Raw genomic sequence first — 14133 nt, 5'->3', positions numbered from 1 at the left:
GATGGATTACACTTCCACCGAAATGATGACGGTCGCCGCCGCGCGTGCGCTGTCCAATGAAGACGTATGTTTTGTCGGCATCGGTCTGCCGTCGGCGGCCTGCAATCTGGCGCGCCTCACCCATGCTCCGGATATCACGCTGATCTACGAGTCCGGCACCATCGGTACCCGTCCGGCCGTTCTGCCGCTGTCCATCGGTGACGGTGAGCTTTGCGAGACCGCGCTCACCACAGTCGCGGTGCCGGAGATGTTCCGCTACTGGCTGCAGGGCGGACGCATCAGCATCGGCTTTCTGGGTGGTGCGGAAATCGACAAGTACGGCAATATCAATTCCACGGTGATCGGCGACTACGACGACCCGAAGGTCCGCCTTCCCGGCGGCGGTGGGGCTCCCGAGATCGCCACGTCCTGCGGTCAGATCTTCATCGTCATGAAGCAGGGCAAGCGCAGTTTTGTCGACAAGCTCTCCTTCCGCACCTCGCTCGGTCACGGCGAGGGGCACAACTCGCGCCGGGAGCTGGGCGTCACCACCAAGGGTCCGAACATGATCGTAACGGATCTGTGTGTCATGCGACCCGATCCGGAAACCAAGGAATTCCAGGTGGTTTCCATCCATCCCGGCGTGTCGCGTGAGGACATCGTGGCGGCAACCGGCTGGGAGATCCAGTTCGCCGACGACATCGAGGAGACCCTGGTCCCCAGCGCGGCGGAACTGGACGTTCTGCGCGCGCTCAATGCCCGCACAGCCGCGGCACATGGCGAACAGGCCTGAGCGCGCGAACAGCTGAACAAGGAAAATGCCGCGCGCGCCAAGTGTCGTGCGCGGTCTCTATGCGACGGCCGGAGAGGACTGGCCGGGAGAGGAAAACAGAGCATCATGACTGAAGCCTATATCGTCGATTACATTCGCACCCCCATCGGCCGCTTCGGCGGCGCATTGAGTGCGGTGCGCGCCGACGACCTTGCCGCCGCGCCCCTGAGGGCGCTTGTGGAGCGCAACCCGTCCATTGATTTCGAGGCGGTTGACGACGTGATCATGGGGTGCGCCAATCAGGCGGGCGAAGACAATCGCAACGTCGCCCGCATGGCGATCCTTCTGGCGGGCATGCCGGAATGCGTTCCCGGCACCACCATCAACCGCCTGTGCGGCTCAGGCATGGACGCCATGCTTGCAGCTTCGCGCATGATCAAGGCGGGGGAGGCGGAACTGGTGATTGCCGGGGGCGTGGAATCCATGTCGCGCGCGCCCTTCGTCATGCCCAAGGCAACCAGCGCCTTTTCGCGCAATGCCGAGATCTACGACACGACCATTGGTTGGCGCTTCGTGAACCCGGTGCTGAAGAAGCAGTATGGCGTGGAATCCATGCCCGAGACCGGCGAGAACGTCGCCGCCGATTTCAATGTCGCGCGCGCAGATCAGGATGCCTTCGCCGTACGCTCGCAGAACAAGGCCGTCGCCGCGCAGGAGAATGGGCGGTTGGCCAAGGAGATTGTCCCCGTCACGATCCCGCAGCGCAAAGGCGATCCGATCATCGTCGACAAGGACGAGCATCCGCGCCCCGGCACCACGGTGGAGACGCTCGGCAAGCTTCCCACCCCGTTCCGTCAGAACGGTTCGGTCACGGCGGGCAACGCCTCCGGTGTCAATGACGGTGCGGCGGGGCTCATCCTTGCTTCGGAGGCCGCGGTCAAGAAATATGGTCTGACACCGATCGCCCGCGTTCTGGGCGGTGCGGCCGCTGGCGTCGCCCCGCGCATCATGGGCATTGGCCCGGCGCCTGCATCCAAGAAACTGATGGCTCAGCTCGGTTTGTCGATCACCGATTTCGACATCATCGAATTGAACGAGGCTTTCGCCTCGCAGGGCATCGCGGTGTTGCGTGAACTCGGTGTTGCCGAAGATGCCGACCACGTCAATCCGAATGGCGGGGCGATTGCGCTTGGCCATCCGCTCGGCATGTCGGGCGCGCGTATCGCGGGCACGGCCGCCCTGGAGCTCAAGTTGCGCGGCGCCAAGCGAGCGCTTGCCACCATGTGCATCGGCGTCGGTCAGGGCATCGCCTGCGCGGTGGAAGCGGTCTGATACCGCTGACAATGCGGATCTGTCTGAAAGCCGCGGCCCCAGCCGCGGCTTTTTTTGTTGGCGGTATCCGGATCACGGCCTTTTGAATTTGGGAATGGGGATGGGAACGGGAAACTGACGCTGGGTGATCGGGGCGCGCAGGCCGGGCTCAGCGGTTTGGTATGTGTCAGGTCCGAAATGTGTCACTGAGGCCATCGCGCCTTTGCCGCATTCGTGGTTGCGGGGCTGCGCCCGGCCCCGTCTTTCAAGGAGGGCCTGCCATGATCCGATATCTCTTTCTGGGGCTTGCCGTCGCCTGTGCGGTTGCAAGTCCTGCGACGTCTGCCGAACAGATCGGCTCCGCCTTCGCCATAACCGGGTCGGTTACCGGCGAGCTGCGATCGTCTCCCGTACGCGCCCTGTCCCCGGGCAGCGACATTCATTTCAAGGAACATATCCGTGCCCGCCCTGCCGCCAATGGTCAGTTCCGCCTGATTGACGGGTCCCATCTTGTGGTGGGGGCGGGCAGCGATGTGGTTCTGGATGAATTCGTCTACAAGGGAGGCGCGGTGCGCGCCCGCCTGAAGCTGACGAAGGGCACCCTCCGGTTTCTCGGTTCCGGCAACAGGCCCGGTCAGGACCGGGTTTCCATCACGACGCCGGTGGCCACCGTCGGCATTCGCGGCACTGTGGTCGATGTGACCCACAGCCCCAACCGAACTGCCTTTCTGTTGCTCCATGGCAGTGCGCAAGTGTGTCGGCGTGGCGGCGGGTGTCGGATGATCACCGAACCCTGCACCGGCGTCATCGTCACGCGCGGTGTCTCCGGCGTCGACCGGCGCGCTCCGGCGGAATTGGCCGCCGACTTTCCGCTGCTTGCCCAGCAACCCCGGCTGTGGCCGTCATTTCGCGCGGAGTCCGTCTGCGGCGTCAGTCCTGTGGTCAATCCGCCGGAGCGCGGCAGCGGAAAGAGCGCCCAAGCGCCCTCCGATGGCGATAAGGAGGCCGCTGTCAGTGGCAGCTATGGCGGGTATGGCGGCTATGGCTATTAGGCGGCGAGGCATGCCCCCGGCCCACGTGTGACCGCAAGTGGATGGATACGTCAAAGGGTGAGGTGTCGCCCCGTCATTCCCTTCTTTCGCCGCGCACGAGGGGGGATGGTGGTGACCCTATTCTTGAACACTGCCGACAAACTGCCCATATTCAGATGCGAAACGGACCATGAGGTCCGTCCGGATGCCGAATTCGGGTCCGGTTCAGCAGGTTTGCTGAAACAAGGTCGCTTAGAAAAAGGACTTTGATGATGTCGCGTCTTTCGGCGTTTTCGAGCCCGCTGCTGCTCGGTTTCGACGATATCGAACGGGTTTTGGATCGGGTGTCGAAGGCAACCAACGACGGCTATCCGCCCTATAATATCGAGCGACTCCCGCGTGAGGGAGAGCAGGGCGAGATTCTCCGCATCACACTTGCGGTTGCTGGCTTCACCAGCGACCAGCTCGATGTGACGGTGGAGGAAAACCAGCTTGTCATCCGCGGTCGACAGACCGAGGAAAACAACCGCCAATATCTGCACCGCGGCATCGCCGCGCGACAGTTCCAGCGAACATTCGTTCTGGCGGAAGGCATCGTGATCTTGGGTGCCGATTTGAAGGACGGCCTTCTTTCCATCGACCTTGTCCGGCCGGAGCCGGAAAGGACAGTGCGGCGCATCGCGATTTCCGCACATGACTGAAGGACTGAAAACCGATCTCATGCACCCACCGCTGCGGTGGCGGCGGGCGCAAGGTTGGTGGCGTAAATCCTTGATCGGGCGGTTCAACCCAGGAGGGATCACTGATGACCGATAACCTGAAGCACATCAATTCCAGGACATTTGCCCATCTCGGTGATGGTCACATCGCCTATATCCGGCAGCTGCGTTCCGAAGACATCAACGCGATCTTCCCGGCCGCACCGCAAATGGAGCGCGGGTTGAAGCTGTGGGCCCTTCTGGGGGCGGATGGCTCCCCCATCATGCTCTCCGACAGTCGCGAGGCCATTGTGGCCAATGCAGTGGAGAACGAGTTGACCCCGGTCAGCGTGCACTGACGCAGGCCGCGATGGGGCAAGGACCCGGCGTTTGAGAGAGTGCGCCAACTCGGAAAGACGAGATGCCTGAAAGCGGCACCGGAAACGGTGCCGCTTTTTTATGGCCTCAAAGCCGCACCGGTCCATGGGTCAGGGCTGCCGACACATGACGGGGAGAGGCGCGCCGGCAATCGCCAGCGTGAAATGTCAGGCTGCGTTTGACGCGTTCGGCTGAGTGAGCAGCGCATAGATGGCGGCTGCATCGGTGCTTGCGCGCAGCTTTGCGGCCACGCCGGGGTCGCGCAACAGGCGCGCCACGCGGGCAAGCGCTTTCAGATGATCGGCACCGGCACCTTCCGGCGCCAGCAGCAGAAAGACGAGATCGACCGGCTGGTCGTCAAGCGCATCGAAATCGATCGGGCGTTCCAGGCGGGCGAAGACCCCCAAAAGGCGCTTCAGCGTCACCGGTTTGCCATGTGGAATCGCGATGCCGTGGCCCACACCGGTGGAGCCCAGACGTTCGCGCTGCAGCAGGGTATCGAAGATGTCGCGTTCCGGCAGGCCCGTGATGCTTGCTGCCTTGGCTGCCAGCTCCTGGATGACCTGCTTCTTGCTGTTCACCTTGAGCGCCGGAATAATGGCGTCTGCCGTGATGAGGTCGCTCAAATCCATAATATAAGCCCGTGTATGGTCACCGCGCGCACCGTAATGCGCGCGGGCAACCTTGGTGCCTGTCATCAGGTCAGGATGCTGTTGTCTCTGAGAGAGAGGGGTCGATCCAACCGATATTTCCGTCGCTGCGACGATAAACGACATTCAAGCCGCCATTGCCGGCATTGCGGAACATGACGACGGTCGCTTCGGACAGGTCCAGTTCCATGACCGCCATGCCGACGGTCAGCGTGCGAACGCGCGAGGGCGTTTCGGCGATGACGACGGGGTTGAAGTTCTCCTCAACCTCCTCTTCCTCTTCCGGAGAGGCGAGAACGTAGGAGGTGGCCTCGGTCACGGCGCGGACGGTGCCGCTGGAATTGTGATCCTTCAGCTTGCGCTTGTAGCGGCGCAGACGCTTCTCGATGCGATCCGCGGCCTGGTCGAAACTCGCGCGCGGGTCAGGCGATTCTGCCGAGGTTTGAAGCACAATGCCGGTATCGAGCCGGATCTTGCACTCCGAACGATAGCCCGATCCTTCGCGCCCGAGCGTAACGGTGGCGTCATAACCGCCATCGAAATACTTGGAAAGGGCCTCATCGATCCGCTGTTCAGCATGCGTGCGCATGGAATCGCCGATGTCGACGTTCTTTCCCGAAATCCGCAAGGTCATGGAGTTCCTCTGACTTTGTCTTGATCGACCTGAGCAGGTTCGCCTGAATTCGTCTGGCGACCTGTCCGGACCGCTATCTGCGGCAAGAGCAGGATATCACGACCGCTCTTCCTGTGCCGCATCTTCTGTCGCATGAGGTTGGCTCATCGAAACGAGCCCGGACTTCTATGTCGGCGCGTTCGTGAAGTCAATCGTGGTGGTCCTTACCGCCCGCGGATCCGCGACGGTATGTCTTGGCAGAAGCGGCGGGTGAAAGGCGCAAACGGCTATTGCCGCTTTTCGCGACGGCGCTGGACGGATGAGGGAATGCGGAGTGATTCCCGGTATTTGGCAACCGTTCGCCGGGCGATGTCGATCCCTGCCGCCTTCAGCATCGTGACGATCGTATCGTCCGACAGAATGGCGCTGGGGCTCTCCTGATCGATCATCTGACGGATACGGTGACGCACGGCTTCGGCCGAATGCGCATCGCCGCCTTCCGAGGACGCGATCGCCGATGTGAAAAAATACTTGAACTCGAAGATGCCGCGATTGGTCGCCATGTACTTGTTGGAGGTGACCCGCGAGACGGTGGATTCGTGCATGCCGATGGCGTCGGCGATCGTGCGCAGGTTGAGCGGGCGCAGGTGCTGGACCCCATAGGTGAGAAAGGCATCCTGCTGACGCACGATCTCCGTGGCGACCTTCAAGATGGTCTTGGCGCGCTGGTCGAGGCTCTTGACCAGCCAGTTGGCCGTTTGCAGGCAGTCGGTCAGGTAGGCCTTCTCCGTCTCATCCCGCGCTGTCTTCTGAACGGTGGCGTAATAGGTCTGGTTGACCAGAACCTTGGGCAGGTTCTCGCTGTTGAGTTCGATCGTCCAACCGCCATCGGGGCCCGGCCGCACGATCACATCCGGCACCATGGGCTGCACGAGCACGGAGCCGAATGCGCTCCCGGGGCGCGGGTTGAGCGCCCGGATCTCCTGGATCATCTCCGTGAGATCCTCGTCGTCGACCCGGCACAGCTTCTTGAGGGCGGACATGTCCCTTTTGGCCAGCAGTTCGATATTGTCCAGAAGTGCTGCCATCGCGGGGTCGTAACGGTTCTTGTCCTGCAGCTGGAGGCGCAGGCACTCCGCCAGATTGCGGGCAAAGACGCCGATCGGCTCAAGCGTCTGCAATTGCGCCAGCACGGCAGCCACCCGATCCGGCTCCGCCCCCAGTCGCTCAGCGACCTCATCAATATCGGTGCGCAGGTATCCCGCCTCATCGAGATTGTCGATCAGGTTGCCCGCGATGAGCCGGTCCGCGGGATCGCTGAGAAGAAGTGTCATCTGTGCGCTCACGTGGTCGGCGAGCGTTTCTTCCTCGGCAATGAAGCTCTCAAGATTATAGTCTTCCGATAGGCCCGCGCCGCGCCCGCCCCCCTGTTGCCACGGGTCGCCCGCCAGGGCTCCCGGATCCGGGATGGCGTCGGCCTGACTGTCGCCCTGATAGACATTTTCAAAATCGGTATCGAGCTTCTCCGCGACGCCGCCCGGTTCTCGGTCTATTTCCGCACCGATCCACTCAGCCGTGTCGTCCGAACCGCCCTCATCGCCGGATTGGCCGCCCTGATCCGGGCCCGCCGCATCGCCCCCGCCTTCCCTAGTGCCCGGTTCGCCGATCGTTTCGCCGCCTGAAAAGTCATCGCGCCCGCTTGCGCTGGTCTCGTCGCGATCCCGGCCATCCGCCCCATTGGCATCGGCGGGCGCATCCTCACCTTCCGTGCGTTCCAGAAGAGGATTGCGCTCCAGTTCGGCGTCCACATAGGCGACCAGATCCAGGTTGGACAACTGCAGCAGCTTGATGGCCTGCATCAGCTGGGGCGTCATCACAAGGGACTGGCTCTGGCGAACCTCTAATCTCGGAGCAATGGCCATAAGCGCGTGGCGACCCTGTTGCGGTAAACTGGTCCAATTCTTGCTATTCAGTTTCTTACACTACGCGCAAACCGCGTTCAAAGTGTAAACCGCCCTCACGTCATCATTGACAGGGAAAGTGGAGGGGCAGGGCATCCGCTCTCGGGGGAGGCCTCGTGAGCGAGGCAAGCGGATTGCGTAGGGGTCTGCAGCGGTTTCTTCGCTCAGAAAGTGAACTGCTCGCCCAGATAAAGGCGCCGCACATCGGGATTGTCCACGATGTCGCGGGGCAGGCCTTCGGTCAGCACCTCGCCGGAGGCGATGATATAGGCGCGGTCGATCAGGCCGAGCGTCTCACGCACATTATGGTCGGTAATAAGAACACCGATCCCGCGTTGGGTGAGGTGGCGCACAAGCTGCTGGATGTCTCCCACGGCGATGGGGTCGATCCCGGCGAAGGGCTCATCAAGCAGCATGAAGGCGGGGCGGCTTGCCAGCGCGCGGGCGATTTCCACGCGTCGACGCTCGCCGCCGGAAAGTGCAATGGACGGCGACTTGCGCAGATGGGTGACGCCGAACTCCGCCAGCAGCGCATCCAGCTCCTCCGCGCGTCGCTTGCGGTTCGGCTCCACGACTTCCAGAACGGCGCGGATGTTCTCCTCCACCGTCAGCCCGCGAAAGATCGAGGCTTCCTGTGGCAGGTACCCGATGCCGAGGCGTGCGCGTCGATACATGGGCAGGCGTGTGATATTGAACCCGTCGAGATGAATCGCGCCATGATCGGGCTGGATCAGGCCGGTGATCATATAGAAAACCGTCGTCTTGCCAGCGCCGTTGGGCCCCAGAAGGCCAACCGCTTCGCCGCGGCGAACCGACAGGCTCACATCCCGCACCACCTGGCGTCGGCGATAGCTCTTGGCGATGCTGGAAATCACAAGCGCATCCCCGTCCGCGCCACCTGCCGCATCGCCTGCCGCAGCAGGCGCCGACCTGTCAGAGCGTCCCTTGAACGAAAAGGGAAAATGGAACGGGATCAGCTTCAACGGTTCGTGTCTCGAAATGGATGCCGGTGACCGGCATGCGAACCGGCGGATTTTTCGTACAGACTTTGTGTGGACGTGTCGAGCCGCAGCACGTCACATGCGGGCGCTGGCGTTGGCGCTGGCGCCAGCGCAGGGGGTGGCTGGGGTCAATTCGTGCCGCCGGTTTTATCCTTGAAGCTGTTGGGCGTGATCAGAACCTTGACCCGGCCCTTCTTGGGGGCTTCCAGATCGACCTTGCCGGTCTTCAGGTTGACTGTCAGTCGGCTCCCGACAACCACATTGGGGCCTTGGGAAAGCACGACCTCCTTGCCCGAAAGCACCAGCAATTCGCGTTCCATGTCGAAGGAAGCGTGGTCGCCCGTGGCGGTCTGGTCCTTCGAGGAGATGAGAACGGCTCCGCTGGCTTCCATTTTCGAGATCCGGCTTTGCACCGATCCGCCGGCGGCGGAGCCCGCGTATCTGATCTTCAGCCGCTGGGTCTTCAGCGTGGCGTCGCCCTGACGCACGATTACGTCGCCGGTAAATTCCGCCGTGTGATCCTTGTCCTGAACCTTCAGCTCCTTGGCCTCGATCTGAATCGGTTCGCGTTCATTGGAGCCGAAACCGGCGAAGCTGTCGGAAAAGGTCTGCGCCGCGACCGGCTGCGCGACAATGAGGGCAAGCGCGAGAAGCAGGCCGAAAAAGGGCGAGTGGCGGAGGATTGGTCTGATCACTGGGCTTTGTCCCCTTGGGTTTTGTGATCCAGCTTGGCCGGGTGAAGCGTCATCTTCACGCCTTGCGAGAATTGGACGCTGGAGCCGTTATCTGCAACCGAGATCTTGCCGGCCTCAAATGTTCCCTGATCCGACGAGACGAAAATCGCATCGTCCGACAGGATCGTCCCGCTCTTCAGGTCGATCTTGGCGCCACTCAGGGTGACATCGTATCCGCGGCTCCATGTGAGCGCGATACCGTCCGAGAGCTTCAGTGTTTCCTGCCCGCTATCATAGACGCCGTAAGGCGCGGTGAAGGCGACCCATTCTTCCGCGTTCAGCGTCACACGGGCGTCGATTTCTTCCAGATTGACAATCTTGGGATTGATCAGGCTCTGGATCGCCCGGCTGGCTTTGACCCGATAGGAACGCTCCCCGTCATGGCCGGACAGTTCCGGATTGCTCATGACGATGCCTTCGGTGGTGATGTTGATGGAACCCAGGTCGAAGCCCGGTAGCAGGTTGCGCAACGCCATCGTTGCAACGACACCCAGAACGATCAATCCGCTTGCCGCGGGCAAAAGGCGTTTGAGCCAGCGCACACGCGTCGAATGACGGCGCGCAGCCACACGTTCACGCCGCAGCCGTTCGGGGCTCTGCACGCCCCAAACATGTGCAGGCGCTCTGTCCGCATGGCTGCGTTCAAACGTCTGATCGATCCGGTCGATGTGCTGATCCATCTGGCTCCTGATGGCGCGTGGCAAACTTTCCAGACGACTTTATACGCACCATTGTGGCGGATGTGGAACGCAACATGGCCTGCGCAACTCCAAATCGTCGGGTCCGTGGTCGCTCGCGGGCGGAGAGGCCCTTACGAATGCGCGAAAATATCGGTCTCTGGCCAGCCATCGAGGTCGAGCCGGGCACGGGTCGGAAGGAAATCATAGCAGGCCTGGGCGATCTCGGTCCGCCCCTCACGTTCCAGCCGCACGACAAGCTCGTCGCGCAAGGCGTGCAGGTACAACACATCGGAAGCCGCGTAGGTGAGCTGTGCTTCGCTCAGCGTGTCCGCGCCCCAGTCGGAGCTTTGCTGCACCTTGGACAGTTCCACGCCGATCAACTCGCGGGTCAGGTCCTTCAGGCCGTGCCGGTCGGTATAGGTGCGCACCAGCCGCGAGGCGATCTTGGTGCAGAAGACCGGGCGCGTTGCGATGCCGAGACCGTTTTGAAGAGCCGCAATGTCGAAGCGCGCGAAATGGAAGATCTTCACCCGCGCGGGATCGGTGAGAAGGGCGGCCAGGTTGGGCGCCTCTGTCTGGTTCTGCGCGATCTGAACCACGTCAACAGTGCCGTCCCCGGGAGAGAGCTGGACGACGCAAAGCCGGTCGCGATGCGGGTTGAGCCCCATCGTTTCGGTGTCGATCGCGACGGCGCCGCCGGCAGGATAAGCATCGAGGGAGGGCAGGTCACCCTTGTGCAGGCGGATGGTCATGCAGGTGTCTCACTGGAATTTAAGAAAGGACGCGCAATGAACGCGATAACTCCCGTGTATGCCAGAAGCGGTTCTACATGCCAACCACTGCTCTGATGTGAAAAAGCCGACAAGAGCGCGCTTCTCTCTTGCCAATAAAATATGAGTATAATAATCAGCTTTTCGATCTCGAGGGGGCTTGTCGAAAGCCGGATGCACTGGCGACTATCCGGTTTGCGTGGAGAGGCGAGGCTGGTCGGCCTGTTTGGAAAAAAGGACAAGGGAATGAGTGATCAGGCAGTGGCGGCATCTGGCCGCACCATGCGTTTGCGCGAGGCGACCCGTGCCGCCCACGAGCGTCTCGACAACGCAATCATGGCCTATGATCCCTTCTCCGACCGGGAGGCCTATGCCGACTTCGTCGCCATGCAGTTTCATCTGCACCAGGCCGCGGAGCCTTTTTTCCGCAATCGCGAACTCGCCGCGCTTCTGCCCGATCTCGCACAACGCTCCCGGCTCGACAAGGTTCGTCTCGACCTGGCCGATCTCGGCAGGGGTGTTCCCGACGCAATTCCGGCCCCCGGTTGTGACGTGGCGGTGGCCAACCCTGTTCCGCAAGGGCTTGGATGGCTTTACGTGGTCGAAGGGTCCAATCTCGGCGCGGCCTTTCTGCTGAAGGCGGCGACGAAGCTTGGCCTGTCCGACCTATTCGGCGCGCGGCATCTGGCTGGCGATCCGAAGGGGCGCGGCTTGCACTGGCGTCAGTTTACCGCGGGCATCGATGCGGTTGACCTCACCGATGGCGACGAGACCGTCATGATCGAAAGCGCCCGCGGCGCCTTCTCCTTTGCCCAGCGCCTTGCAGACGGGATATTCTCTGCGCGCGGCTAAGCCCTGGTCCTTGAGGGGAAAACAGTCCGTTTTGCGAAAAACGGATCGGCGACCATACGACTTCCAGTCGCTGCGTGAGACCACGTGAGCGGGGGGGCGCGGCCCGCTCTGCCCGCCTTGCCTCGGAATTCTTCGCTCCCTCGCCAGCTTTCCGAAATACTGCGCGCCTTTCGACCGCTCGGAGTAGGTGGTTCTTCTCACCCCAAGCCCTTGGGAATGGTTTCGTTGATAAAAGCAGACTGAGATCCGGACAAATCACCTGAAGTGACGTGCGGTTGCAGTGTGCAAGGTATCGGGTATATGTGGAAATACATATAAGTACCATGTATTTATAGTTATACGTAGTCGCATCTATTCGTAATAGTGTGTTTACGGCATTTGTATATTCAGCGCTGACAATCCGGTTTGAAGGCGCCGAATGAAAAACGACATGCTGAGGATCACCAAGCGAACGATCAGTTTGTTCGCAGTGATCACAATTGCCGTGATCCTGTCCATTGTGGCGGTTGGCTGGTGGGTGGCCTCCCAGATTGACAAGGAGGCGACCGAGGAGCAGTCGCGGTTGGCCGCCAGTGGTCTCGATGCGCTTGTCCAAGAGCTTCCCAAGACCCAGGAAAGTGTGACCATCTGGAACGACGCGGTGGAAGCTGCGCGCGCGAATGACGAACCGTGGCTTTCCGAAAATCTCGTTGAATGGATGGGCGAGTTCTACGGGTACCAGAGGGTCTATCTGCTCGACGCCTCGGATCGGGCGGTGAGGGCGGCGCGTGATGGCAAGCTGGTTCCAGATGCGCGCTTTCTCTCCGATGAGCCGGCCCTTGCGCCACTGATCGAGGCATTGAGGCGGGACATGGCGCAGGCCGTCGTGGGGCGGGACGATACGAACGAAGCCCTCTCAACGGTCTTTGTTAGTGATTTCGTCGCCTTTTCCGATGGCAGCGTCGCCGGTGTCAGCATTCGACCGTTGGTGGGCACCGGCGCGGATCCGGTTCAGAGCCCGGGAACGGAATATCTGCAAGTCGTCGCCCAGACACTCAATGATGATGTGAGCAAGGAACTGGGGAGCCGGTTCGGGTTGCGCAATCTCGCATTCGTTCAAGGCGACAGGGCGCGTGAAATCGGCCCCTGGCTGCAAGTCCGCAACAAAGCTGGCGAGGTCTTGGGTGGTTTCACCTGGATGCCGCACCGACCGGCGCGCGCCCTCCTGAAGGCGGTTGGTCCTTTCGCCGTGGCCGGGCTCGCCTGCGCCGGTTTGCTGGTCATTCTGCTGATGATCAGGCTTCGTGGCATGTCCGACGATCTGGCGGCCAGCAAGGCCAAGGCGCAGCATATGGCGTTCTATGACTCTCTCACCGGCATTCCCAATCGCGCCCTGTTCCAGGACAGGCTCGTCCATGCGCTGGAAGTCGCCAAAAGAGAGGGCGTCCAGATCGCGGTTCACTATCTGGATCTGGATGGTTTCAAGAACGTCAATGACACGCTCGGGCATCCTGTCGGCGATCGCCTGCTGGTGGAAGTGGCGAAACGGCTCGTCTCGATTGGCCGCGCGAGCGACACGATTGCACGCCTGAGCGGTGATGAGTTCGCGATCATCCAGGTCGGGGTCGCCAATGACAATGATGCCGAGATCCTGTCGAGGCGGGTGATCGATGAATTGGGCAGGCCATTCGATCTCGACGGCGACCATGCTTCTGTCGGGGCGAGTATCGGGGTGGCATTGTCACGCGCTTCGGATAGCGGCGACGACATGTTGCGGAAAGCCGATATCGCTCTCTATCAGGCCAAGGAGAACGGTCGAGGCTGTTTCCAGGTTTTCGTCGAGGACATGGACGACATCGTCCGCAAGCGGCGCGCAATTGGCCGGGAATTGAGGCGCGCTTTGGAGCGTCAGGAAGATCTGCAATTCGTCTACGAGCCTATCCATGGCGCCAGGAAGGGCAATCTGGTCGGCGTACAGGCTCAGCTGCTCTGGGAACACTCAGACTATACCGGCGTCCGCTCCGAGATAATCGTCGCAATTGCGGAAACGAGTGGTCTGATCACCCAGCTTGGCGAATATGCCTTGAACGCGATCTGTGCCTTCGCCGCTTCCTGCAATGTTCCCTGGGTAAGCGTCCCCATGACGCCCGCCCATTTTCAAAATGAACGGTTGGCAGACAGGATCCTGGAGATCATCTCCGCCCATGGCATCGATCCGGGCCGCGTCTGCTTCGAAATCCGCAACGGTGAGCGCTTGCGGCATTCCGAGCGCGTCCGCAATTGCCTTGCGCAGCTTCGTTCTGCCGGCGTGGGGATCGTGCTCACCTGCTTCAGCACCGACAACGTTTCCCTGAACTATCTGCGCGAACACGGCGTCGACAAGCTCAAGGTGGATCGCGCCTTCATCAATGCGCTGGGCAGTGTGACGGAGGCGCGCTCGATCATCGGGGCGCTTGTCAATCTGGTGCACACCTTGAAAATCGGAATGGTTGTGGAAGGTGTGGAGACCGTTGAAGAATACGAAATGCTCAAGGATATCGGCTGTACGGAATTTCAAGGGCCGCTGATATCGCCCGCACTTGCGCCCGGTCAGATGCGCAGTCTGCTTGCATGTTCGTCTGGTGGCATGCCCTACGACGACGGAGATCGCGCCAAGGTCGGCGGTTTCTGAGCGCCGCGCGCATCGTGTGCGCCTGCCGGCTTCAAGCCGAGCGGGCGGGCTCG

At 61.5% G+C, this 14133-nt stretch carries 14 protein-coding genes; 7 read left to right on the top strand and 7 right to left on the bottom strand.

Annotated elements, in window-relative coordinates; all coding sequences use genetic code 11:
* Position 1: 1 nt before the first annotated feature.
* From ABGM93_RS12205 to ABGM93_RS12185, 5 genes are all read left to right on the top strand, one after another.
* Positions 2-772 carry a CoA-transferase subunit beta gene (locus ABGM93_RS12205; protein WP_321499799.1) on the top strand — a complete coding sequence of 257 codons (771 nt, stop codon included), beginning with the start codon at positions 2-4 and terminating at the stop codon, positions 770-772.
* 105 nt (positions 773-877) lie between these two features.
* Positions 878-2083, top strand: coding sequence for a 3-oxoadipyl-CoA thiolase (gene pcaF / locus ABGM93_RS12200; protein WP_321499796.1), 1206 nt, complete (start codon positions 878-880; stop codon positions 2081-2083).
* Positions 2084-2343: 260 nt separating this feature from the next.
* Positions 2344-3114 (top strand): FecR domain-containing protein, encoded by a 771-nt coding sequence (locus ABGM93_RS12195; protein WP_321499794.1) that lies wholly within the window; start codon positions 2344-2346, stop codon positions 3112-3114.
* Positions 3115-3365: 251 nt separating this feature from the next.
* Complete coding sequence (locus ABGM93_RS12190; protein ID WP_321499792.1) at positions 3366-3794, top strand: Hsp20 family protein; 429 nt, start codon at positions 3366-3368, stop codon at positions 3792-3794.
* A 104-nt stretch (positions 3795-3898) separates the two neighbouring features.
* Positions 3899-4150 (top strand): DUF1150 domain-containing protein, encoded by a 252-nt coding sequence (locus tag ABGM93_RS12185; RefSeq protein WP_321499790.1) that lies wholly within the window; start codon positions 3899-3901, stop codon positions 4148-4150.
* Positions 4151-4336: 186 nt separating this feature from the next.
* On the opposite strand, the gene ptsN is transcribed toward ABGM93_RS12185, so the two are convergent.
* The 7 genes from ptsN to ABGM93_RS12150 form a co-directional block, all read right to left on the bottom strand.
* A complete protein-coding gene (gene ptsN, locus ABGM93_RS12180) occupies positions 4337-4801 on the bottom strand; it encodes a PTS IIA-like nitrogen regulatory protein PtsN (RefSeq protein WP_321499787.1) in 465 nt (154 codons plus the stop codon).
* A 70-nt stretch (positions 4802-4871) separates the two neighbouring features.
* The gene (gene raiA / locus ABGM93_RS12175; protein ID WP_321499785.1) at positions 4872-5453 is read right to left on the bottom strand and encodes a ribosome-associated translation inhibitor RaiA; all 582 of its coding nucleotides are present in this window, start codon (positions 5451-5453) and stop codon (positions 4872-4874) included.
* Positions 5454-5719: 266 nt separating this feature from the next.
* Positions 5720-7354, bottom strand: coding sequence for an RNA polymerase factor sigma-54 (gene rpoN, locus ABGM93_RS12170; RefSeq protein ID WP_321499783.1), 1635 nt, complete (start codon positions 7352-7354; stop codon positions 5720-5722).
* A gap of 203 nt (positions 7355-7557) precedes the next feature.
* Positions 7558-8376, bottom strand: coding sequence for an LPS export ABC transporter ATP-binding protein (lptB, locus tag ABGM93_RS12165; protein ID WP_321499782.1), 819 nt, complete (start codon positions 8374-8376; stop codon positions 7558-7560).
* Between the two features lie 146 nt (positions 8377-8522).
* The gene (locus ABGM93_RS12160) at positions 8523-9089 is read right to left on the bottom strand and encodes an LptA/OstA family protein (RefSeq protein ID WP_321499781.1); all 567 of its coding nucleotides are present in this window, start codon (positions 9087-9089) and stop codon (positions 8523-8525) included.
* Entirely contained in the window at positions 9086-9808 is a 723-nt protein-coding gene (lptC, locus tag ABGM93_RS12155) for an LPS export ABC transporter periplasmic protein LptC (protein WP_321499780.1), read from the bottom strand. The genes ABGM93_RS12160 and lptC overlap by 4 nt, the downstream gene beginning before the upstream one ends.
* Before the next feature lie 131 nt (positions 9809-9939).
* Positions 9940-10560 (bottom strand): ribonuclease D, encoded by a 621-nt coding sequence (locus ABGM93_RS12150; protein ID WP_321499778.1) that lies wholly within the window; start codon positions 10558-10560, stop codon positions 9940-9942.
* Positions 10561-10824: 264 nt separating this feature from the next.
* Here ABGM93_RS12150 and ABGM93_RS12145 point away from each other — a divergent pair, with 264 nt between their 5' ends.
* Positions 10825-11430 (top strand): biliverdin-producing heme oxygenase, encoded by a 606-nt coding sequence (locus tag ABGM93_RS12145; RefSeq protein ID WP_321499776.1) that lies wholly within the window; start codon positions 10825-10827, stop codon positions 11428-11430.
* A gap of 418 nt (positions 11431-11848) precedes the next feature.
* Positions 11849-14080, top strand: a complete 2232-nt coding sequence (locus ABGM93_RS12140) for an EAL domain-containing protein (protein ID WP_321499774.1) — start codon at positions 11849-11851, stop codon at positions 14078-14080.
* Positions 14081-14133: the final 53 nt, after the last annotated feature.

The organism is Breoghania sp., assembly GCF_963674635.1.
Lineage (GTDB): Bacteria > Pseudomonadota > Alphaproteobacteria > Rhizobiales > Stappiaceae > Breoghania.
Note: the sequence above shows the minus strand (reverse complement) of the source record. Positions and strands in the feature narration are given on the sequence as shown.

What these genes read in the sequence shown, in the direction of transcription:
- ptsN (WP_321499787.1), bottom strand. Translation starts at nt 4,801, where the DNA reads ATGGATTTGAGCGACCTCATCACGGCAGACGCCATTATTCCGGCGCTC.
- ABGM93_RS12145 (WP_321499776.1), top strand. Translation starts at nt 10,825, where the DNA reads ATGAGTGATCAGGCAGTGGCGGCATCTGGCCGCACCATGCGTTTGCGC.
- ABGM93_RS12190 (WP_321499792.1), top strand. Translation starts at nt 3,366, where the DNA reads ATGTCGCGTCTTTCGGCGTTTTCGAGCCCGCTGCTGCTCGGTTTCGAC.
- lptC (WP_321499780.1), bottom strand. Translation starts at nt 9,808, where the DNA reads ATGGATCAGCACATCGACCGGATCGATCAGACGTTTGAACGCAGCCAT.
- rpoN (WP_321499783.1), bottom strand. Translation starts at nt 7,354, where the DNA reads ATGGCCATTGCTCCGAGATTAGAGGTTCGCCAGAGCCAGTCCCTTGTG.
- pcaF (WP_321499796.1), top strand. Translation starts at nt 878, where the DNA reads ATGACTGAAGCCTATATCGTCGATTACATTCGCACCCCCATCGGCCGC.
- raiA (WP_321499785.1), bottom strand. Translation starts at nt 5,453, where the DNA reads ATGACCTTGCGGATTTCGGGAAAGAACGTCGACATCGGCGATTCCATG.
- ABGM93_RS12140 (WP_321499774.1), top strand. Translation starts at nt 11,849, where the DNA reads ATGAAAAACGACATGCTGAGGATCACCAAGCGAACGATCAGTTTGTTC.
- ABGM93_RS12205 (WP_321499799.1), top strand. Translation starts at nt 2, where the DNA reads ATGGATTACACTTCCACCGAAATGATGACGGTCGCCGCCGCGCGTGCG.
- ABGM93_RS12150 (WP_321499778.1), bottom strand. Translation starts at nt 10,560, where the DNA reads ATGACCATCCGCCTGCACAAGGGTGACCTGCCCTCCCTCGATGCTTAT.
- ABGM93_RS12185 (WP_321499790.1), top strand. Translation starts at nt 3,899, where the DNA reads ATGACCGATAACCTGAAGCACATCAATTCCAGGACATTTGCCCATCTC.
- ABGM93_RS12195 (WP_321499794.1), top strand. Translation starts at nt 2,344, where the DNA reads ATGATCCGATATCTCTTTCTGGGGCTTGCCGTCGCCTGTGCGGTTGCA.